A 19,993-nucleotide genomic window follows, 5' to 3' on the forward strand; every position below is an offset into this window, starting at 1 on the left:
ATGACTGAACCCGCGAATACTTCTAGAACGATTGACCAGAAAAACGGAAATCCGACGGCGACACACCGTATTGCCGCCTGAACAGGCGGCTGAAATGCGCGGCCGTCGCGAACCCGCAATGCCATGCGATTTCCTGAATCGAGCTGTCGTGCGCGCTGCGCGTGCCCAGCAACCGCGCCGCGCGCTCCAGACGCGTATGCCACACATAGCGCATCAGCGACATGCCTCTCTCACGAAACAGGCGCTGCAAATGCTGTGAAGAAAGATGCACGCCCGCAGCAATCCGCGCGACATCCAGCCCCGCTTCGCCGAGATGACTGTCGATATAACGCTTCGCCTGATGAATCAATGCTTCGGGGCAGCGCCGTTTCGACTTCGCGCCCGGATCGATCATCGCGAACTCGATCAGTTCCAGCAGTTGCGCGCCCATCATAGTCTGCGCAATCGGACTTGGCGCAGTGGATTGACGCGCGATGCACTGAATAAGGTCACAGGTCGCGCGCACATCGGGCGATTGCGCATCGCCGATCAGCGGCCCCGCACTCGAACGATGCACGCCCCGCTCGCGCAGACGCTCCTTCGGCACGCGCAGCACGGTCAACTGCGCGCGTTCCGGGAACACTTCCGCAAACGGATAGACGGGGTCGATGATGAACATGCTGCCCGCGTCGAAACGCTGGACGCGGTCGCGCCATCGCACGTGAACGTGCCCGGCTGTCACGAGCTTGACGAAGAACCAGCCGCCTTGCCACGACGGTAATTCCTCGCCAACGGGCGATAGCGTCTGCACGGCGAGACTGGCAAGCGAAACACCGACTTCGCCAAGCTTCCAGCTTTTCACGGTCGAATCGAGCGACTGCCGCGGGTCGAACGCGCAGTTCAAACCGTGACTGTTCAGCATGATGTGCGACCATCGTTCGCCCGCGCCGAGACCGGAATCGAAAGTCAGTTCGTGCGTGTCGAAGTGCATGAAAACGTCCCATCAATCAAACGGACGTGCACGGGCAGGACTTCGACGCGGACAGGCAAATGCCGCCCGCGCCATGAGCCTGTTACCCGGCCGCCGCCGGCATCAAGACTGCCTTGGTTTCGAGGTACGCCTCCAGTCCCTCGCGACCGCCTTCGCGGCCCACTCCTGATAATCTGAATCCGCCGAACGGCACATTGGCCGCCAGTTCGACGCCATTAACGCCGACATGGCCCGCGCGCATGCGGCATGCGACTGCATAAGCCCGCTCGATATCAGGGCCGTACACCGAGCCGCTCAGACCGTACGGCGTGTCGTTGGCGATGCGCACGGCGTCGTCGATGTCGTCGTAGGGAAGAATCGACACGACGGGGCCGAAGATCTCCTGCTGCGCGATCGTCATATCGGATGTGACATTGCCGAATATCGTCGGCTCGACAAAGTAGCCCTTGTCGAAACCGGCATTGCCTGTTCCGCCCAGAACGAGTTGCGCGCCTTCACTGACGCCCTGCGCGATATAGCCGCGCACGCGCTCGCGCTGCACCGCGTTCAGCACCGGGCCGATACGCGTATCCGCCTCGTGCGGATTGCCCACTTTCAGCTTCGAAATAATCTCAGCGTACGCGCTGACCACCTCGTCATGCCGCGCCCTGGGCGCAAGAATGCGCGTCTGCGCGAAGCAGATCTGGCCGGAGAACGGCATCGTGAATGGCGTCAACGCGGCTAGCGCGGCAGGCAGATCGACGTCGTCGAGCAGAATCGCCGCCGACTTGCCGCCGAGTTCGAGCGTCACACGCGCGAGGCGTTCGGCGGCCGCACGCGCGATCCACTGCCCGGTTGCGACGCTGCCCGTAAAGCTGATCTTGTCGATATCGCGCGATTGCACCAGTTGCGCGCCCTCGTCGCGGCCCGCTGTGATGACGTTTAGCACACCGGGCGGAAGGCCCGCCGCAGCCGCGCATTCGGCGATGATCAGCGCATCCAGCGGACTCTCGACCGGCGACTTCACGACCACCGTGCAACCCGCCGCCAACGCAGCAGCGATCTTGTGCGCGACGATCGGAAACGTCGCATTCCACGGCGCAATCAACGCAGCCACGCCAACGGGCTCGCGACGCACGCGCGCATGACCGCGCCGCGTCGGCCGCGCCTCCTCGAATTCATAGGTTTCAGCCAGCGACGCAAAGAACTCGAAGCGCGTAATACCGGTAGGCAGCAGGCCGCTTGCGAACGTAACCGGTGCGCCGACCTGTTCGGTCCACAACTGTGCGAGCAGCGGCAAGCGCTGGCGGATCTCTTCTGTCAAGCGCTTCAGATAAACGCTTCGCTCTGCGCCCGACATCTTCGGCCAGGGACCGTTGTCGAATGCGCGGCGCGCCGCCGCAATCGCACGCTCGACATCCACCGGATCCGCCAGCGACACCGACATGAACGGCTCTTCTGTCGCGGGGTCGACCAGCGTGTGGCGTGCACTGGAATGGCTCACCACCCATTCGCCATCGATAAAGAAGCGACTACGGACATTCGACGAAAGTGCTGTGGAGTACTCGTTCATGGTCTTTCCGATTTGAAAGTCTCTTACAGTGAAAGGGTTTCGAAGCAAATTGAGTGCTTTGCGAAACCTGCTAACGGATTCCGCTCACGTCGGGAACCAGCGACTTTTCAGTGTAGTGATTCGACTCTTTCGGAAATTGTCCAGCGCGGCTCGATTGCTTGTCCAAAACGCGCATTCTGGATGTGTCTGGTTATAGCCTGGTTTTAGCTCGGGAATATGTCGTAATGTATCTGCCGTCGCCACGGATACAAATGGTTGCAAACGGCTTGCACGCATTCGAATGTGCTTCACAGACAAGGAGAATGCGCCATATGGACAAGGCATCCGTCAACCCGAAGCGATAGAGTTACAAGTTCCCCTCAGTCAATCCGCTTCCCGCTAGCAATGTCGTGCATGGATCTCTCGCTCATTCTTCCGGACATGTTGCCGCAGCTCTGGTCTTTCGCGTTACGGCTGACAGAAAACGAATATGAAGCGGAAGAACTGGTGCATCGGGCCTGCGCACGCGGACTTGAAAACGCACACACGCTGTGCGGCGACGCGCCGCCGCTCGACTGGATGTTCGCGATTGTCTATTCGGTCTGGCGCTCGAACCCGATTGACCATGCGCTGCGGCGTGGAGCGCCAAAGAAAAGTCCAATCCGCTCACACTATCCATTCTAGAAGATGCGCGCGGAATAGATTCGCATAGTGAAGCGTTGTTGAGAAGAGCACTGGAAATCCAGTACTGGATGCTTTCGGTGCGCCTTGCGAAATCCTCACTTTCAATCGGAGTACGACCTGTTTCGTGCTTCGTTACGGCCCTGGAAGAACATGTCATCCTTCTCAAGAATGCTACTCGTCTATGACGATACCGCTGAATCTCAGGCTGCTTTGCATCGCTGCTCGCAGTTGTCGCTTGCTTTGTGTGCGCAGGTCGATGTTGTTTCCATCGTTGATTCGGTTACGGCTAGTGCGACCTGTGCTGGTATGTTGTCGGATCTTGCATGCAGCAGCATGGAGGCACACGCGCGGCATGCAATCGATACTGCTGTTGGGCATCTCTCTAATCTCGGCGTTACTGCTTATGGGTTCGTTAAGTATGGACGGCCCGTTGATGTGATTCCTTTGCATGCTGCCGCTTTTCACGCTGATATTGTGGTGATTGGGCATCGCGTTCGGAAAGGACTGGAGCGGTGGTGGGGGGAGCGGCCTGTTCATCTTGATCTCGCTGAGCGGGTTCGGGGGGCGGCGATTGTGACTGTGACAGTTTCGGGTTGATGTTTTTTTTGGCGGGTTTTGTCTGCGACGCTGGGTGTGGTTTGTTTTGTTTTCGCTGGTATTCGCGCTGATTCGGTCTTTTTGGGTTTTTCGCTGGCATCCGCGGTTTGTTTTGCCTGGTTCATGCGTTGCCCCTGTGCGGGGCGGCACTTACTTTCTTTGCCGCCGCAAAGAAAGTAAGCAAAGAAAGCGGGCTAACACCGCCCGCTCTTGACCTCCGCCTGAGGGCCCCCAACAGTTCCTCCGCTTCACACGGCGTTCTGCCTTTCAATGCCCGTTGCCAGCGCCTTGAACAGGCGCCTCACCCACTTCAATCACCCGTAACGCAGCAAACGGCAGCGAATGGTCAATGCCGCCCAGGTGGCAAACTGTGTGTAGGTCGTAGTGCTTCACGCCTTGGCGCACTTACGACACCGATCGTGCTTTTCAGTTCGGAGTGGAACGCATCAGCCGCGAAAGCCTACACACAGTTTGCCGCTATAGAACGTGGGCAATTTGATCGCGCGTGTGGCGACGCGGGAGTGTGAAGCGGGTGAGACGCACAATAAGTGCGTTGGCAGCGGGTATCGAGAAGGGAGATGCCGCGGACAGCACGGGGCTGTTGGGGGCCCGTGGGCAATAACAAAAGCTTGCGGTGTTCAGCGGCTTTCTTTTGCCTACTTTTCTTTGCCGCGGCAAAGAAAAGTAGGTGCCGCCCCGCACAGGGGCAACGCGTGAAGCACGAAGACATATCGCGGATGCCAGCGCCAGCGACAGCGACAGCGCCAGCGACAGCGCCAGCGACAGCGCCAGCGACAGCGCCAGCGACAGCGCCAGCGCCAGCGCCAGCAAAAACCAAACCCAAAAAAACACCACAAACACCCAACCTCATGTCGATTTCAACCACAATCAACCGTCGAAGACATGAAATCCCCCAAAAACCCTGCCCAAAAAAAGGAGCACACCATGCGAGTAATGGTAATCATCAAAGCATCAACCGAATCGGAAGCCGGCAAAATGCCCAGCACAGAACTGCTGACAGCAATGGGCAACTACAACGAAGAACTCGTCAAGGCGGGCATCATGCAGGCAGGCGAAGGCCTGCATCCCAGTTCGAACGGCAAGCGCGTGCGCTTTTCAGGCGCAAGCCGGACAGTCATCGACGGCCCATTCGCCGAGACGAAAGAACTGATCGCCGGTTTCTGGCTCTGGCAGGTGAAATCGATGGAAGAAGCGGTCGAATGGGTGCGCCGCTGCCCCAACCCGATGGAAAGCGATTCGGAAATCGAAATCCGTCAGGTCTTCTCAGCCGAAGACTTCGGCGACGAATTCACGCCCGAACTGCGTGAGCAGGAAGACCGCCTGCGCGCCGAAATCGAACAGCAGGCACACAAGCCGGACTGACAAAAAGGGGCCCGTCGGCGCAATGACGCACCCCGCTCACCGCGTGCGCAATGCGTCGACGATATTCATCCGCGCCGCCCGCAACGCTGGCAAAAACCCGCCCACGAGCCCCATCGTCATCGAGAACGCCAGCGTCTTCACGACAATCGCCGGCGTCAGAATGAACCGGAAAGACAGATCCGCAAACGTCTGAAAGTTCGTCGTCGAAAACGACGCAAACTGCATGAACGCCGCACACGCGAGCCCCGCCAGGCCGCCGACCAGTCCCAGCAACATCGCCTCGATCAGAAACGCGGCCAGCACGTTCGCACGCTGAAAGCCCAACGCGCGCAGCGTGCCGATCTCGGCCACGCGATTGGAAACCGACGCATACATCGTGATCATCGCGCCGATCATCGCCGCGATCGAAAAGATCGTCGACAGCGTGAAGCCCAGAATGTTGAGAAACGTCGACAGCGCCTTCGACTGGTCGCTATAGAACGTCTGCTCGCGTTTCGCTTCTTCCGCCAGTCGCGGATCGACATCGATGTCGGCCCGAAAGCGCTCGAACTGATCGGACTGCGCGAGCCGCACCACCATCGACGAATAACTCGTGCGCCGGAACGACTGCATCAACTGATCGACGTCACCCCAGATTTCCGAATCGAAGCCGCTGCCGCCCGCATCGAACGTGCCGACCACCGTCCAGTCACGCTGCGCGAAATGCAGATGCTCGCCCAGTTGCGTGCCGCTAAAACCCTTCGCAATGCTGCTGCCAACCACGATCTCCGACGAACCCGGCGCAAACATGCGCCCCGACACAAGCTTCACCTGCGGCCGCAAGCTCATGCCCGCAGACGACACGCCGCGTATCACCACGTTCGACGGCTTGCCCGTGCCGAGCTTCAGCAGCGAAATCAGCACGACGGATTCTTTCGACGCCATCCGCATGCCATTGCTGCCCACCGCAACGGCGGGATGCATCTCGATCACATTGGCCTGCCCGCGGTCGATCGCGCTCTGCACCTCCGTTTCCGCGCCCTTGCGGATCACGACGACGTTGTCCTCCTCGCCCGTCGATACGAGTGTCTTCTTGAGCCCCGCATCGAGCATCAGCACCGTCGCGAATACGAACACGACGAGCGCGAGACCGCCCGCCGTCAGCGCCGTGGTCAGACGGCGCGTCCAGAGATTGCGTGCGATGTACGAGAGCGGGATGGCCACGATGTGCTTGTCTTTATCCGTGAACTCAGCCGATCGCCCGCAGGCCTTCGACGATCCGCACCCGCGCCGCCTGGATTGCTGGAATGATCGCGGCTGCCAGTCCGACGACAAGCGCGCACGCGGCCTGCTGCAGCATCGTGTCGCGCGATACGGTGAAAACCGGGAACACGCCGCCCGTCGCCTGCTTGAAGAAGCTCGCGGCGGGCGGCGTCGCGAGCATGCCCAGGCCGGCGCCGAACATGCAGATCGTCAGCGACTCGCCGAACATCAGCAGCGCGAGAAAGCCCGGCCCGAAACCGAGCGCCTTGAGCGTCGCGTATTCCGTGGTGCGCTCGCGCGCGCTCATCGCCATCGCGTTCGCCATCACGGCCATGATGATCACGATCACCACATACGACACGAGTCGGATCGCCGCGATGATCTGATTCGACATCGCGACGAAGCCAAGCTGGAAAGCCTGCTCCGTTTCCGTCAGCGTCTCGGCAAGCGAGTTCTTGAACACACTGTCGACGTTGCGCGAAATCACCGCGGCATCGTCCGGATTGTCGATGCCGAGCACGTACACGCCGACCTGATCCGGCTTGCGCCCCGGCATCTTGCGCACGGACTCGTTCAGATAGTCCCAATGGAAGATCAGTTGACGCGTAATCGTCGATTCGTCGTGACCATCCAGAATGCCGCGCACGACGAATTCCCACGTGCCCGGATAGATCGTCCCCTTGATCGGGATCACGTCGCCGACCTTGAAGCCGTACGTGGTCGCAAGCTGACGGCCGACAAGGCAGCCCTTGCGGTCGCGCTCGTAATCCGAACGCTGTTGCGCGGGCAGAATGAATTCCGGGTACAGATCGAGATAGTTGTCCGACACGGCGAACTGCGCGAAGAAGTTCTTCGGGTCGCGATAGATACCGCCGAACCAGCTGGAACGCGCAACCATCGTCACACCGTCCACGCCGCGAATGCGGTTCTCGTAGCTTAGCGGCAGCGGAAACGTGAGCGAGATCGCATTGCGCGTCACGAGCCGCGCGTTCGACGCCGCCGACGCGCCCGCATACCACGCATCGATCACGGTATGCAGCAGCCCGAACGCGAGCACGGCAATGGTCAGGCCGAGCACGGTCAGCGCCGTGCGCAGCTTGTGACGCATCGCGTTGCGCGTGATCAGCTTCAGCAGGAACATGGCGTGTCGATGCCTGCCATCGGTGCGCGCATCTCAGCGAGCCGTGCCATCAATCAGCTCCCCCTTCTCCAGATGCACCAGCGCCCTTGCCGCGCCCGCCGCGTGCGCGTCGTGTGTGACCATGATGATCGTCTTGCCCAGTTCGCGGTTCAGGCGCTGCATCATCGCGAGCACTTCTTCGGCGGATGCGCGGTCGAGGTCGCCCGTCGGTTCGTCGGCGACGATCAGCGTCGGGTCGGTGATCAACGCGCGCGCGATTGCCACGCGCTGCTGCTGTCCGCCCGACAGTTCCGACGGGTAATGATGCGCGCGGTTGCCCAGATTCACCATGTCGAGCACGAGTTCGACCCGCTCGCGCCGTTCCTTCCGCGTGAGGCGCGTCAGCATTAACGGCAGTTCGATATTCTCGAACGCCGTCAGCACGGGCATCAGGTTGTAAAACTGGAAGATGAAACCGACATGCGCGGCACGCCACTGCGCGAGCGCGGATTCGGACAGCCGCGTGATATCCAGTCCGCCGACGCGCAGTTCGCCGCCATCCGGCCGGTCGATGCCCGCAATCAGATTGAGCAGCGTGCTCTTGCCCGAGCCCGACGGCCCCATCAGCGCGATGAAATCGCCCTCGCCGATCGCGAGCGTGATGTCGGACAGCACGGGCACCGTCTGCACGCCGCGCCGGTAGGATTTGACGAGATGCCGGATATCGACGAGCGGCGGCGTCGCGCGGTTCGGCTCGCTCACTGTTTCTTCGCCACAGTGACTTTGGCGCCGTCCTTGATGTGCTCGTTCGGCGCGCGCACCAGCACGTCGCCAGGATGCACGCCGCTCACGGCCACCAGTTCGCCGAGCGTCGCGCCCGTCTTGACGGGCACTTCATGCGCGACGTCGTCCTTGACCACGAACACGGCCTTGCGGCCATCTCTTTCGACAATGGCCGCCGGCTGCACCGCGATCACAGGCTTGCGATCGTCAGGCGACACCGGCTTCGACAGAAACGCGATCTTCGCGCTCATCTCGGGCAGCACGCGAGCGTCGCGATCCACGAAACGCACCTTGACGAGCACCGTCGCCTTCGAGCGGTCGACGGTCGGCACGATACGCGACACGCTGCCCGCAAACCGCATGTCGGGCAGCGCGTCGAGCTGGATTTCGCACGGGGCGTTCACCGCGATCTTCCCGATGTTCGATTCGGCGACGTCGGCTTCGACTTCGAGCGTGTCCATGTCCGCGATCGTCACGACGGCGCCCTTGCTGTCCGACGCCTGCGAAAACGGCGTGATGTTGTCGCCGACGTTCGCGTGCTTTTCGATCACCACGCCATCGAACGGCGCGCGGATCACGGTCTGATCGACGGCAACCTGCGCGGCCTGCGCGTTCGCCTGCGCCGACACGATCGCGGCGCGGCTGTTGTCGATCGATGCCACCGCCTTGTCGTAGCGCGCGACATCGGCGTCGTACTGCGTGGCGGAAATCGCGCCGTTCGGTGCAAGGATTTTCGAACGGCGCAGATTGACCTCGGCGTTCTGCAACTCTGCCTGCTGCAACGCGAGGTTGGCCTGCGCGACCTTGATCTGCGCCTTGGCCTGCGCGAGCGACGCTTCGACATCGTTGCTTTCGATCCGCGCGATGATCTCGTCTTTCTTCACGCGCGTGCCTTCCAGCACGCCGAGCCATTCGAGCCGCCCTTGCGCTTTCGACGACACCGCCGCCTTGCGCTGCGGCACGACGTAGCCGGTCGCATTGAGCAACGTGTAAGTTTGCGAGGGATAAGCCGACACCACGGTCGTGGTCTCGACGGTTTGCGGGCCCGCCAGCCTCAGCCCGACGACGAGCGCGCCAATGACGAGCAGCGCGACGACCCCGTAGCCGATCCAGTTGCGCCGGCGGCCGCCCGTGGCGACGGCGGGCCGGTCGATTTTCAGCCGCTTCAGATCGTGATCTGCCAATTTCTTATGTCGTCGCCGTGTGGCCGATGCGCACGCCAGCAACTTGTAGTGTGTGGACGGGTCCACAGTATAGCGCCGCGCCCTGCCCGCGTCTGCACGGCCTGGCATCCCGCTTGCAGCAGCAAGGCGTCTGCGCGCAGAACCCCGGGAGTGCTTACGATTCATGCGCTCTGCATCCGGCCGTGACGTGCAGAAGTTGACAGACGTCCGGGGCGATGTTTTAGATTCTCGCCCACGACGTCCGATTTCCGAGGGAGACATCATGGAAGAAAAACAACTGGCTGCGCCGGACAGCACTGCCGTGCGCGTCGCGCTGTGGCGAGCGATGCATGTGCAGGTCGACGCAGCGCCGCATGTGCTCGAAGACGAAGTCGGCCTGCGGCTCGCCGCGCCCGACGAAGACTGGCGCAAGCGGCCCGACATGGATGCGCAGGGAACGCGCGGCTATCGGGCGTCGATTGTCGGACGCGCGCGTTTTATCGACGATCTCGTTGCGCAGCAGGCGGATCAGGGTGTCGATCAGTACGTGATTCTTGGCGCCGGTCTCGATACGTTCGCGCAACGCAAACCGCAGGTCGCGTCGCGGCTCAGGATTTTCGAAGTCGACCGGCCCGGCGCGCAGGCGTGGAAGCGCGAACGGCTTCTCGAAACCGGCTATGGCATTCCAGACTGGCTGCGGCTCGTACCCGTCGATTTCGAAGCCGGTCAATCGTGGTGGGAGCAGATAGTGGAAGCGGGGTTCGATACACAGTCGCCCGCCGTGATCGCATCGACAGGCGTGTCGATGTATCTCACACGCGAAGCGAATCTGGCGACGCTGCGCCAGATCGCCCAGCTTGCGCCGGGCTCGACGCTAGCCATGACTTTTCTGCTGCCGCTCGAACTGATCGATCCTGCCGAACGCGCGCAGCACGCGGCTGTCTACGAACGCGCAAAAGCCGCGGGCACGCCGTTCGTCAGTTTCTTCACGCCAGACGAGATACTCGCGCTCGCGCGCGAAGCGGGCTTCAAGGACGCGAGACATGTGTCGACCGGCGATCTCATCGAGCGCTATTTCGACGGCCGCCCGGACGGCTTGCGTCCGTCGACGGGCGAAGCGTTTCTCGTTGCGACCACCTGAAAACCGCGCGCCGTCTTCCGGGAAAAAAAGACGGCGCGCGAGTCCGACCTAGAACCGGCCCTGATCGCTCCTTCGATAGCTGCTCCAGTTGTTGCCGCCCGTGCAGTTCAATTGCGAGCCTTGCGCCTGACACCACGCCTCGTAACCCGGCGAGTAGAGCCATGCGCCGATCCAGTCGAGATCGACTCGCGTATCGCCTTGCGTCGACGCGAAGTTCGCCGCGTCGTCGGTGCTTCCCGAGCCGGTGTAGCGCGCGACAGCCGGATACGGGAACACGGGACGCGTGCGCGTCGTCTGCCCCGTCGAATCGACGATCGATGCCACGATCGTGCCCGGCTTCGCGCCCGTCTCCGTCCACGACATCAGCGGCGTCAGGACATCGAACGTGTTCGGGCCGTCTCCGCCGCCGCAATGCGCGACGCCCGGGAACAGGTAAAGCCTCGCAAACCCGTCGACGCGATCACTACCCATCACACTTTTCATCGCCGTGTAGTACGCGATCGTCGAACGCGGCGAGATGTGCTGATCTTCGAGTCCGTGCCACAACAGCAGCTTGCCGCCGCGACGCTCGAACGGATGCAGGTCCGGATCCGTTGCCGCGAGGTACTTCGAAGTCGGCACGGTTTTCAGGAACGCGTCGATCGTGAACTTGAGATCGCCAAAGCTCGCTGATGCATTCGATCCATTGAAGTAGTCGAGGTAGCGCAGGAACGGCATTACGAAGTTGATGCTGCCGCTCGGGCCCGCATCCGTGGCGGGCACGAACAGGCTCCAGTTCAGCTCGGAACCCCATTCGCGCGACACGTACGGTTCGAGCCGCGCGCCGCTTGCATCGGTTGCGCCGTCGTGGATCTTGCGCACGACAGCAGCCTCGGCGGCAGACAGACACGTCGCAGTGGACTGGCCCTTCGCGCACACCAGTGTCTCGGGATCGAAACGGCACGCCTGCGGGCGATCAACGATGCCATCCGTCACGCCGTCGATGCCGTCGCAGGCCTTCAGCACGGCGGCATGGATCAGCGGCAGCTTGCCGGCAAGCAAAATGTACTTGCCCGTCTTCGGGTCGATGTTCGCAGCCGCTGCCCAGCCGTGATGGAACGTGTTCTGCACGATCAGATCGTTGGCGGGCGCGCCTGCCGCAATGCCGTCGAAGTCGTCGGGAAAGCGCTGCGCTTCCATCAGCGCCTCGCGGCCACCGTCGGAGCAACCGTCGAAGTACGCATACTTCGCGGGCCGCGCGTAGAACTTGTTGATAATCGCCTTCGCCACCTGCGCCGTCGCGTGCTCCGCGCGATACGCGAAATCGAGCTTCGCCTTCGGGTCGAGCGCCCATGAACCGTCGTTGCCGCCTTCGTGGCCCATGTCGGTTGCCGCCATCGCGATCTGTCCGTTGGTGACGGGTATGCAGGTCGACGCCATCGGCGCATTGATCGACAGATTGCCGCACAGGCCGCCGCAGCCCGTCTGCAGATAGCGCTGGGTCCAGCCTTGCGTCGGCAGTTGCAACTCGAACAGCGACGCGCCCGGCCCGATCGTGCCCTTCACGTCGCACATGGACGCGGCCAGCGTGTTATTACCGACGACCGTTCCCGCCGGTAACACGACAGCCGATGTAATCGTGACCGTGCCGTCCGTCACGCCGCTCAGGTCGAGTCCCGCGACAGCCGCGCAGGTCATTGCGGGCATCACGGCGGGCAGACTGGCGAGGCCCGTCGCGGCGTGTGCGCCGGTTGGCAGCGCGAGCGCCGCCAGCAGCGACACGATCAGGCTGAGTGCCGCCAGCAGGCGGCGCATCAGGTCACGTTTTACAAGTCCTGTCGCGCACGCTGCGCCCGCCATCATCGGCCAGGCACGCGCAAGCGATCCTGCGTTGCAGATCACACGCATCTCTGTCTCCTGTTGTCATCGAAAGGAGGCGCTCGCGCGATGCGCCACTAGCAGAACACGCAACCAGTTGCACGCTCAGGATAGCCAACGTAAGGGTCGGAGACGATTGCCAAATCGGTGCGATCCAATCTGTTTTTCTTATCGGCGGGCGGACAACAGCCGCGCTAAGACTGCGCTAACTCTGCGAGGGCAGAATCTTGCGTGTGCACCGAAACAAGGCCTGAAACCCCGCGCACGACGCGGGTTTTGCAATCCGTCTGCCTGTTTCCGGAAGCGATGATATGGTGCGCGCTTATTGGCGTGGCGCAATTGCATGACGCGCCTGCTTCGAGCGTGTGAATTGTGTGAATTCGCACGCTGCACACCTCTTCATCGATCGGCAATAAAGACATGAACTTCGAAAACTCCCCTTCGAGCAACACGACAGAAGCCGTCGACGCCACGTCTTCGCCGTTGCGCGCATGGCTCGCGGTAGCGTCGGTGACAGTCGGCGCGTTCGCGTTCGTGACGACGGAATTTTTACCGGTCGGACTGCTGCCCGACGTCGCAAAGACCTTCGACGTTTTGCCCGGCACAGCCGGCCTGATGGTGACGATTCCCGGCATCATGGCCGCGATCTCCGCGCCGGGCCTGATGCTCGCCGCCGGACGCGTGAACCGCCGGCTGATCCTGATCCTGCTGACCGTGATGCTGCTCGCGTCGAACCTGCTGTCGGCGTTCGCACCGAACTTCCCGGTGATGCTGGTGGGCCGCGCGCTGCTCGGCGCCGCGCTCGGCGGCTTTTGGACGCTCGCGCTCGCAGCCGCAGGACGGCTCGTGAAATCGCACGAAGCGGCCCGCGCCACGGCGACGATACTCGCGGGCGTGACGTGCGCGACGGTGATCGGCGTGCCGCTCGGCACGTTCATCGCAAGTCTGGCTTCGTGGCGCATGTCGTTCGTCGCGACGGCCGTGCTGGTGACTGTCGCACTGATTTCGCAATTCGCGCTGCTGCCGTCGCTGCCGTCGCACGCCGCGTTGCGTTTCGCCGATCTCGTCACGCTCGTGCGCCGTCCGTTCCCGCGCAAGAGCCTCTTGATGGTCGCGCTGATTTTCGGCGCGCACTTCTCGTCGTACACCTATATCGCGCCGTTCCTCCAAAACGCGCATTTCAGCACCTCGTCGATCACGACTGTGCTGCTCGGCTTCGGCATCATCGGCTTCTTCTCGAACTTCGCGGTATCGGCAGTCGTCGCGCGCCGGCTGAAAGGCTCGCTCGCTACGATGACCGTGCTGCTGATGTTCGCGTTGCTGACCATGCCGCTGCTCAAGGACATGGCGCCCGTCGTGACGGGCATCGTGCTCGCCTGGGGCGTCGCGTTCGGCGCGATTCCGCTGTGCGTGAGCGTGTGGATGCAGGAAGCCGCGCCCGATCTGCCCGAAGCGGGTTCGGCGCTGTTCGTCGGCATCATTCAGGTGGCGATTGCGGTGGGTTCGTCGGTGGGCGGCACGATCGTCGATCACGCCGGCATTCCCGTCGATTTCTGGTTCGGCAGCGTCCTCGCGGTGCTCGGACTCATCACGCTGGCGAGCTTCCGCTCGCGCGACGCCGCTGCACAGGCCGCTGCGCCGGTTGCATCGAACGAAGTCCAGACCGAGTGCGTCTGATGCGTGAAGCGCGGCGTCATCGCGCCGCGCATCTCACGATCACTTGCGCCTGAACGCGGCGCGCCGCTCGGCGCGCTCGCTGGCAAACCGATGGCTGAGCGTCGAGTCCAGGTCCTTGCGCTCGACATGCTCGCCGCAGTGCGGGCACACGTTATCCAGCCCGACTTCGTGACCACACTTGCGATGCACGAAGCGCACGGCGAGTCCCTCGTGCTTCTCCTTGCACCACGTCTCGCCCCACGCGCGCAGCGCGTGAATCACGGGATAAAACGCCCGCCCTTTCTCCGTCAGACGATACTCGTAGCGCAGCGGCTTCTCGTTGTATGGATGACGCTCGATCATGCCATCCGCCTCCAGCGACTTCAGACGCGTGGCGAGCATTTGCGGCGTCGCTTCCGTCTGGATCTGGATTTCCTCGAAACGCGATGCGCCCATGTACAGCTCGCGCAGGACGAGCAGCGACCACCGATCGCCCACGACATCCAGCGACCGGGACACCGGACACACGGTATCGGCCTTCTCCGCAACACGCGCCACGATCTTTCTCCGTAGAAACTCTTAATTTCATAGTAGCACGAGTGCCGCTCCACGTGCATACGCACACGCTTTCTGCACGGGCGTTTCATGGATCTCGGCGCTCATTTTCAGCGCTCGCGAAACAGCCGGAAAAGCCTCGCCACACTTGACACTATGATTTTCATAGTTATATCCTGCCTGGACGTTAGCGATGTGTGAGACGTCATGCATCGTCCGATCCAGGCAGCCGGCGCCGGGTGCGGAACGCCAATCCGACCGCACCCATTTCGATGGAGAACTGAAATGCCCAACACTGTTTATCGCGCGGAGCGCACCGGCCTGCTGCTGGTCGATCCGTACAACGACTTCCTGTCGGAAGGCGGCAAGCTGTTTCCGATGATCAAGGAGATCGCCACCAACGTCCGGCTGCTCGACAACCTGCGCGCGACGGTCGCCGCCGCGCGCAAGGCGGCAATCCAGGTGTTCTACGTACCGCATCGCCGCTGGCGACCGGGCGATTACGAGAACTGGGACCATCCGAATCCGACGCAGCGTCTGGTTGCGCAGCGTCATACGTTCGCCAAAGACACGTGGGGCGGCGAATGGCATCCCGATTTCGTGCCGCAGGAAGGCGACATCGTCGTGCAGGAGCATTGGGCGCAAAGCGGTTTCGCCAATACCGATCTCGACTTCCAGCTGAAGCAGCAAGGCGTCACGCATGTGATCGCCGTTGGGCTGCTCGCCAATACGTGCATTGAGTCGACCAGCCGTTTTGCGATGGAACTGGGTTATCACGTCACGCTGGTACGCGACGCTACCGCAGCTTTCTCGGAGGCGATGATGCATGCCGCGCACGCACTGAACGGCCCGACCTTTGCGCATGAAATCCTGACGACGGCAGAACTGATCGCCGCGCTGCCCGCAGCGCAAGGAGCACCGGCATGAAACTCACCGGCGATCTGCTGATCGGTTCACAAGAGATCGCAGCGACGGCAGGCACGATGAAAGCACTGAACCCTGCGACGAATGCCGAGATCGAACCGGCGTTCGCTTTCGGCGGCAGCGCGGAAGTGACGATCGCAGCGCAACTCGCCGACGAAGCATTCGATAGCTACAACAACACATCGCTCGGCGAACGCGCTGCGTTTCTCGAGCGCATCGCCGCCGGACTCGATGCCGTCGCGCCCGAACTCGCGCAACGCACGTCGCTGGAAACCGGTTTGCCTGCCGCGCAGCTCGAAGCGGAAACCGCAAAGGCCGCCACGCAGTTCCGCCAGTTCGCAACCGTGGTGCGTCAAGGGCGTTTCCGTCAGGCGACGATCGATCCCGCGCAACCCGAGCGTCAGCCGCGTGCACGCATGGATCACCGGATGCAGAAAATCGCGCTCGGTCCGGTCGCGATCTTCGGCGCAAGCAACTTCCCGATTTCCTACTCGGTGGCGGGCGGCGACGTGGCGTCGGCGCTGGCTGCGGGCTGCACCGTGATCGTGAAGGCGCACAACGCGCACCCGGGCGCATCCGAGATCATGGGCCGCGTGATCCAGCAGGCAGTTGCAGAATCGGGCCTGCACGAAGGCGTTTTCTCGCTGCTGCGTGGCGGCGGCAATGCAATCGGCGAAGCGCTCGTCGATCATCCGCTTATCAAGGGCGTGACGTTCACGGGCTCCGAAGTGGGCGGCATGGCGCTTTACCGGCGCGCGCAGCAACGCCCCGATCCGATTCCCGTGTTCACCGAAATGACCAGCGTCAATCCGACCTTCGTGCTGCCGGCGGCGCTCGCGGCACGCGGCGGTTCAATTGGCGACGGCTTCGGCGAACGCATGCTCGTCAACGTGGGGCAGGCGTGCCTGAAGCCCGCCATCCTGCTCGCCGTCGACGGCCCTGGTTTTAGCGAACTGCGTCAGGCGCTGATCGCACGCGTCGAAGCCATGCACGCGCGCACCATGCTCACGCCCGGCATCTGGAAGTCGTATAGCGAGAATCTGGAGCGACGCAAGAACGCGGGTGCGGAACCTATCGCGTCAGGCGGCAAGGCACAAGGCGCGTGGGACGGCCAGGCCGTGCTGCTCGAAGTCGACGGCGCGCGCATGCTGGCGGACGCGTCGCTATCCGAAGAAGTGTTCGGACCGGCTGCGCTGCTCGTGCGTGTGGCGGATGTCGGGCAGTTGATCGCGCTTGCGCGGCAGTTCCACGGCCAGTTGTCGGCGACGATGCAACTCGATTCCGCCGATCACGCGCTCGCCGCGCGCCTCTTGCCCGTGCTCGAACGGCGCACGGGACGCATCGTCGTGAATGCGTTCGCGCATCCGCAGGAAGTGTCGTATGCGTCGATTCACGGCGGGCCGTTCCCCGCGACGTCGGATAGCCGCTTCACGTCGGTCGGCATGACGTCGATCGAGCGCTTCTTGCGACCCGTCTGCTATCAGGGCTTCCCGGACGATCTGCTGCCGGAAGCGTTGAAACACGACAATCCGCGCGGGCTGTGGCGTTTGACGGATGGTGAACTGTCGAAGGCCTGATCGTATTTCGATGCAATGAAGCCTGCGCACGCAGAATACGTGCGCAGGCTCTTTTATGCCTTGCTCAAAGATCCAGAACCAGCAGTTCACTCTTCGCGCGCGATACGCACAACGTGAGGAAGTTCTGCTGCTCGCCGGCATCGAGAATGCAGTCCTGATGTTCGACTTCGCCGCTCAGATAGCGCACCTTGCAGGTCGCGCACAAGCCCGCTTCGCACGATGTCTGCACATCGATGCCCGCGGCCTTCAGCACGTCCGCGATGCTCCTGTCGACGGGAACGGGAATACGCTGCCCCGTGCTGGCGATTTCGACAGTGAATTCGCCCGGCTTCCTGTCCTCAAGCGCGACCGTACGTTCAGGCGCCTTGAAATGCTCGCAGTGCACGGTGTCCTGCGGCCAGTGACTGGACGCGTCCGCGCATGCCTGCATGAATCCTGCCGGACCGCAGTAATAGACATGCGTGCCTTCTTGCGCCTGAGCGCGCAGCAGCGCCGCGACATCGAGCCCGCGTGACGGATCGCCGCCATCGAAGTGAAAATGCAGTCGCTGCGTGTCGACCAGCCCTTGCAGGTCTTCCGTGAACGCGGCGCATTGCGCATCGCGCGCGCAGTAGTGAAGCTCGTATTCGACATCGCCCGCGTCGGCGAGCTGATGCGCCATCGACTTGAGCGGCGTCACGCCGATTCCGCCCGCAATCAGGATGACCTTGCGCGCCCCTTGCGCGAGTTCGAAGTTATTGCGCGGCACGCTGACGCGCACGCGGCCCTGCACCTGCAACTGCTCGTGAACGGCCTTCGATCCGCCGCGCCCCTTCTCGTCGCGCAGTACCGCGATCACATAGCGATGCCGGTCAGCGGGTGAATTGCACAGCGAATACTGCCGTATCACACCGTTCGCGAGATGCACGTCGAGATGCGCGCCCGCGGTGAACGGCGGAAGCTCTGTGCCGGCGGGATCGACCAGCTCGTACGACTGGATATTGCGGCCTTCGTAGCGGACCTGCCGCACGAACAGTTCGAGCGTCGCCGCTGCCCGATTGAATGCTGTCAATTGATGTCTCCTTGCTGCCTGCCGTCGCGCGTTTTGTGCGTGGATATGCGGCGCCACGCTGTTGCTGCGCGGCGCCGCACGTTGCGCTTACTCGCGCGTCGACTGCTCCAGCTCGTCCATCTTCGCGCGCACGAATTCGGCGCGCTCATCGCCCTTCAGGTGATCGCTCTGCGTGAGAATCGCGACGACCGCTTTCGAAATGCGGCGGCGTTGCGCGACTTCGTCTTCGACACTCGCCGCTTCGGGAATCTCGAACACGTTGCCCGAGCAATAGCTGTTCGGCGTCGCACCGACGTCACGCAGCCATTGCGCAAACTCCGCGGGCGACGCCGCGGGGTTCGTGCCGCGCACGGCATCGCGCAGCATCTTGCGGAACAGGTACAGGCCCGCGTCGAACCTGGTCGGATGCTCGAGCGAATGCACGGCGATCGGGCGCTGACTGATGATCGCTTCGTAATCGCCCGGCGCGTATTGCGCGTCCTTGTAGTGTTCGCGCTCGCGGTGATTCGACGGAATGGGCGGCATATCGTCGATCGAGTACTTGCCGAAGCGCTCGGGCCGGCGCATCGCCACCTGCCCTTCGAGAAAGTCGATCGATTCATAGCCGACCAGCGACTTGTCGCCGACGCCGCGCGTATCGATGCCCGGCCCCATCACGCGCCAGCCGATCATCTTGCTGTTCTCGTCGTCGACGGGCACGGTCCAGCGGATCATGTGAAAGCGGCTGAAGAGCTTCTTGTTGAGCCCGTCTTCCGACGTGTACGCGTGCAGGCTCAGATTCGGCAGCACCTGATGCTGGACGCGCACGAACAGATGATCCTTGTCCGCGCGGCGCGCGCCTGCGCAGGCAAGACTGCGGCCCTGCTGCACAGGAATGAACTGCATGTCGGGCGGCACTTCCATCGATGCCGCGCCCACTTCGTCAAAGGTCGTGCCCTGATAGTGACCGCCCACCACGTTCTTGCCCGCGTGCAGCGCGGCCGTGTGGTAGTTGTCGGCGGCGTTGTCCTGCACCTGCAGCCAGTTGCAGTGCTGGAAGTTGCTGTACGGCACGAGTTCATCCGTCGGCAGCACGGTGAAATTGCCTTCCCACTCGGGGAACGGCGGCTCTTCATCGGGCGGACCCATATAGGCGAACACGAGACCGTTGCGCTCGACGGCCTTGTACGCGCCCTGGCGGATCGAGCAGGCGTACTTCTCGGCTTCGCCTTCCTCGCCCTTCGGAAACGGCGCATGCAGACAGGTACCGTCGACATCGAACACCATGCCGTGATAGCAGCACTGGATGCCGCGCTCCTGGATCGCGCCATATTCGAGCGAAGCACCGCGGTGCACGCAATGCGCGTGCAGCAGGCCGACGCGGCCACTACCGTCGCGGAACGCGACCAGTTCTTCGTTGAGGATCTTCAGGAAGCGGGGCGTATCGGTCAGTTCCATCGCCATGCAGACGGGATGCCAGAAACGGCGCATGTACTCGCCCATCGGTGTGCCGGGACCCGTCTCGGTCAACTCGATGTCATGGGTCGGAATCTTGTTCGTGTAGTAGCCGCCGTAGGGAATCAGCTTCTTCACCACCGTGCCGCCCGTGCTGCCGCCCTTCTCCATCTGTTCCGACTTGATCGTCATGACCGCTCCTTTGACTGTGGGGTTTTTGACTGCTTCCGCCTGTTGAATACGGATACCGAACTCTGTATACAAAGATTAAGCATGTGCCGAATCACCGCCAATCAAGGTTTACACCTAAGGTTGACCATGCTGC

18 protein-coding genes are annotated in these 19,993 nt (G+C 62.4%); 7 read left to right on the forward strand and 11 right to left on the reverse strand.

Going from position 1 to position 19,993, the window contains the following annotated elements; all coding sequences use genetic code 11:
* Positions 1 to 22: 22 nt before the first annotated feature.
* A complete protein-coding gene (locus G3O01_RS19180) occupies positions 23 to 970 on the reverse strand; it encodes a helix-turn-helix domain-containing protein (protein ID WP_205806706.1) in 948 nt (315 codons plus the stop codon).
* 82 nt (positions 971 to 1,052) lie between these two features.
* Positions 1,053 to 2,522, reverse strand: coding sequence for an aldehyde dehydrogenase family protein (locus tag G3O01_RS19185; protein WP_205806707.1), 1,470 nt, complete (start codon positions 2,520 to 2,522; stop codon positions 1,053 to 1,055).
* 393 nt (positions 2,523 to 2,915) lie between these two features.
* Between G3O01_RS19185 and G3O01_RS19190 the strand changes: the two genes are divergently transcribed.
* Positions 2,916 to 3,185 (forward strand): sigma factor, encoded by a 270-nt coding sequence (locus G3O01_RS19190; RefSeq protein WP_241024084.1) that lies wholly within the window; start codon positions 2,916 to 2,918, stop codon positions 3,183 to 3,185.
* A gap of 150 nt (positions 3,186 to 3,335) precedes the next feature.
* A complete protein-coding gene (locus G3O01_RS19195; RefSeq protein ID WP_241024086.1) occupies positions 3,336 to 3,782 on the forward strand; it encodes a universal stress protein in 447 nt (148 codons plus the stop codon).
* Positions 3,783 to 4,259: 477 nt separating this feature from the next.
* On the opposite strand, the gene G3O01_RS19200 is transcribed toward G3O01_RS19195, so the two are convergent.
* On the reverse strand, positions 4,260 to 4,643 hold the full coding sequence (locus G3O01_RS19200) for a hypothetical protein (protein ID WP_205806709.1): 384 nt from the start codon (positions 4,641 to 4,643) through the stop codon (positions 4,260 to 4,262).
* 84 nt (positions 4,644 to 4,727) lie between these two features.
* On the opposite strand from G3O01_RS19200, the gene G3O01_RS19205 reads away from it, so the two are divergent.
* Positions 4,728 to 5,165 carry a YciI family protein gene (locus G3O01_RS19205; protein WP_205806710.1) on the forward strand — a complete coding sequence of 146 codons (438 nt, stop codon included), beginning with the start codon at positions 4,728 to 4,730 and terminating at the stop codon, positions 5,163 to 5,165.
* 36 nt (positions 5,166 to 5,201) lie between these two features.
* On the opposite strand, the gene G3O01_RS19210 is transcribed toward G3O01_RS19205, so the two are convergent.
* From G3O01_RS19210 to G3O01_RS19225, 4 genes are read right to left on the reverse strand one after another with little or no spacing between them, the layout of a single operon-like run.
* Complete coding sequence (locus G3O01_RS19210; protein ID WP_205806711.1) at positions 5,202 to 6,368, reverse strand: ABC transporter permease; 1,167 nt, start codon at positions 6,366 to 6,368, stop codon at positions 5,202 to 5,204.
* A gap of 25 nt (positions 6,369 to 6,393) precedes the next feature.
* The gene (locus G3O01_RS19215) at positions 6,394 to 7,548 is read right to left on the reverse strand and encodes an ABC transporter permease (RefSeq protein WP_205806712.1); all 1,155 of its coding nucleotides are present in this window, start codon (positions 7,546 to 7,548) and stop codon (positions 6,394 to 6,396) included.
* A 33-nt stretch (positions 7,549 to 7,581) separates the two neighbouring features.
* Positions 7,582 to 8,289: an ABC transporter ATP-binding protein gene (locus tag G3O01_RS19220; RefSeq protein WP_205806713.1), complete on the reverse strand. Its 708-nt coding sequence runs from the start codon at positions 8,287 to 8,289 to the stop codon at positions 7,582 to 7,584.
* Positions 8,286 to 9,494 (reverse strand): efflux RND transporter periplasmic adaptor subunit, encoded by a 1,209-nt coding sequence (locus G3O01_RS19225; protein ID WP_205806714.1) that lies wholly within the window; start codon positions 9,492 to 9,494, stop codon positions 8,286 to 8,288. The genes G3O01_RS19220 and G3O01_RS19225 overlap by 4 nt, the downstream gene beginning before the upstream one ends.
* Before the next feature lie 262 nt (positions 9,495 to 9,756).
* On the opposite strand from G3O01_RS19225, the gene G3O01_RS19230 reads away from it, so the two are divergent.
* Positions 9,757 to 10,614: a class I SAM-dependent methyltransferase gene (locus G3O01_RS19230; protein WP_205806715.1), complete on the forward strand. Its 858-nt coding sequence runs from the start codon at positions 9,757 to 9,759 to the stop codon at positions 10,612 to 10,614.
* A 48-nt stretch (positions 10,615 to 10,662) separates the two neighbouring features.
* Here G3O01_RS19230 and G3O01_RS19235 read toward each other — a convergent pair whose 3' ends face one another.
* Entirely contained in the window at positions 10,663 to 12,501 is a 1,839-nt protein-coding gene (locus tag G3O01_RS19235) for a tannase/feruloyl esterase family alpha/beta hydrolase (RefSeq protein ID WP_205806716.1), read from the reverse strand.
* 390 nt (positions 12,502 to 12,891) lie between these two features.
* Between G3O01_RS19235 and G3O01_RS19240 the strand changes: the two genes are divergently transcribed.
* A complete protein-coding gene (locus G3O01_RS19240; protein ID WP_205806717.1) occupies positions 12,892 to 14,148 on the forward strand; it encodes an MFS transporter in 1,257 nt (418 codons plus the stop codon).
* Between the two features lie 39 nt (positions 14,149 to 14,187).
* Here the strand turns inward: G3O01_RS19240 and G3O01_RS19245 are convergent, their stop codons facing one another.
* A complete protein-coding gene (locus G3O01_RS19245; RefSeq protein ID WP_205806718.1) occupies positions 14,188 to 14,685 on the reverse strand; it encodes a helix-turn-helix domain-containing protein in 498 nt (165 codons plus the stop codon).
* 282 nt (positions 14,686 to 14,967) lie between these two features.
* Here G3O01_RS19245 and G3O01_RS19250 point away from each other — a divergent pair, with 282 nt between their 5' ends.
* On the forward strand, positions 14,968 to 15,609 hold the full coding sequence (locus G3O01_RS19250) for an isochorismatase family cysteine hydrolase (RefSeq protein ID WP_205806719.1): 642 nt from the start codon (positions 14,968 to 14,970) through the stop codon (positions 15,607 to 15,609).
* Positions 15,606 to 17,183, forward strand: coding sequence for an aldehyde dehydrogenase (NADP(+)) (locus G3O01_RS19255; protein ID WP_205806720.1), 1,578 nt, complete (start codon positions 15,606 to 15,608; stop codon positions 17,181 to 17,183). Before G3O01_RS19250 ends, G3O01_RS19255 begins: the two co-directional genes overlap by 4 nt.
* A 64-nt stretch (positions 17,184 to 17,247) precedes the next feature.
* On the opposite strand, the gene G3O01_RS19260 is transcribed toward G3O01_RS19255, so the two are convergent.
* Both G3O01_RS19260 and G3O01_RS19265 read right to left on the reverse strand, forming a co-directional pair.
* Complete coding sequence (locus G3O01_RS19260; RefSeq protein ID WP_205806721.1) at positions 17,248 to 18,234, reverse strand: PDR/VanB family oxidoreductase; 987 nt, start codon at positions 18,232 to 18,234, stop codon at positions 17,248 to 17,250.
* 87 nt (positions 18,235 to 18,321) lie between these two features.
* Positions 18,322 to 19,860 (reverse strand): Rieske 2Fe-2S domain-containing protein, encoded by a 1,539-nt coding sequence (locus G3O01_RS19265; RefSeq protein WP_205806722.1) that lies wholly within the window; start codon positions 19,858 to 19,860, stop codon positions 18,322 to 18,324.
* Positions 19,861 to 19,993: the final 133 nt, after the last annotated feature.

The organism is Burkholderia sp. Ac-20365 (assembly GCF_017104715.1).
In the GTDB taxonomy this organism is placed as follows: Bacteria; Pseudomonadota; Gammaproteobacteria; order Burkholderiales; family Burkholderiaceae; genus Paraburkholderia.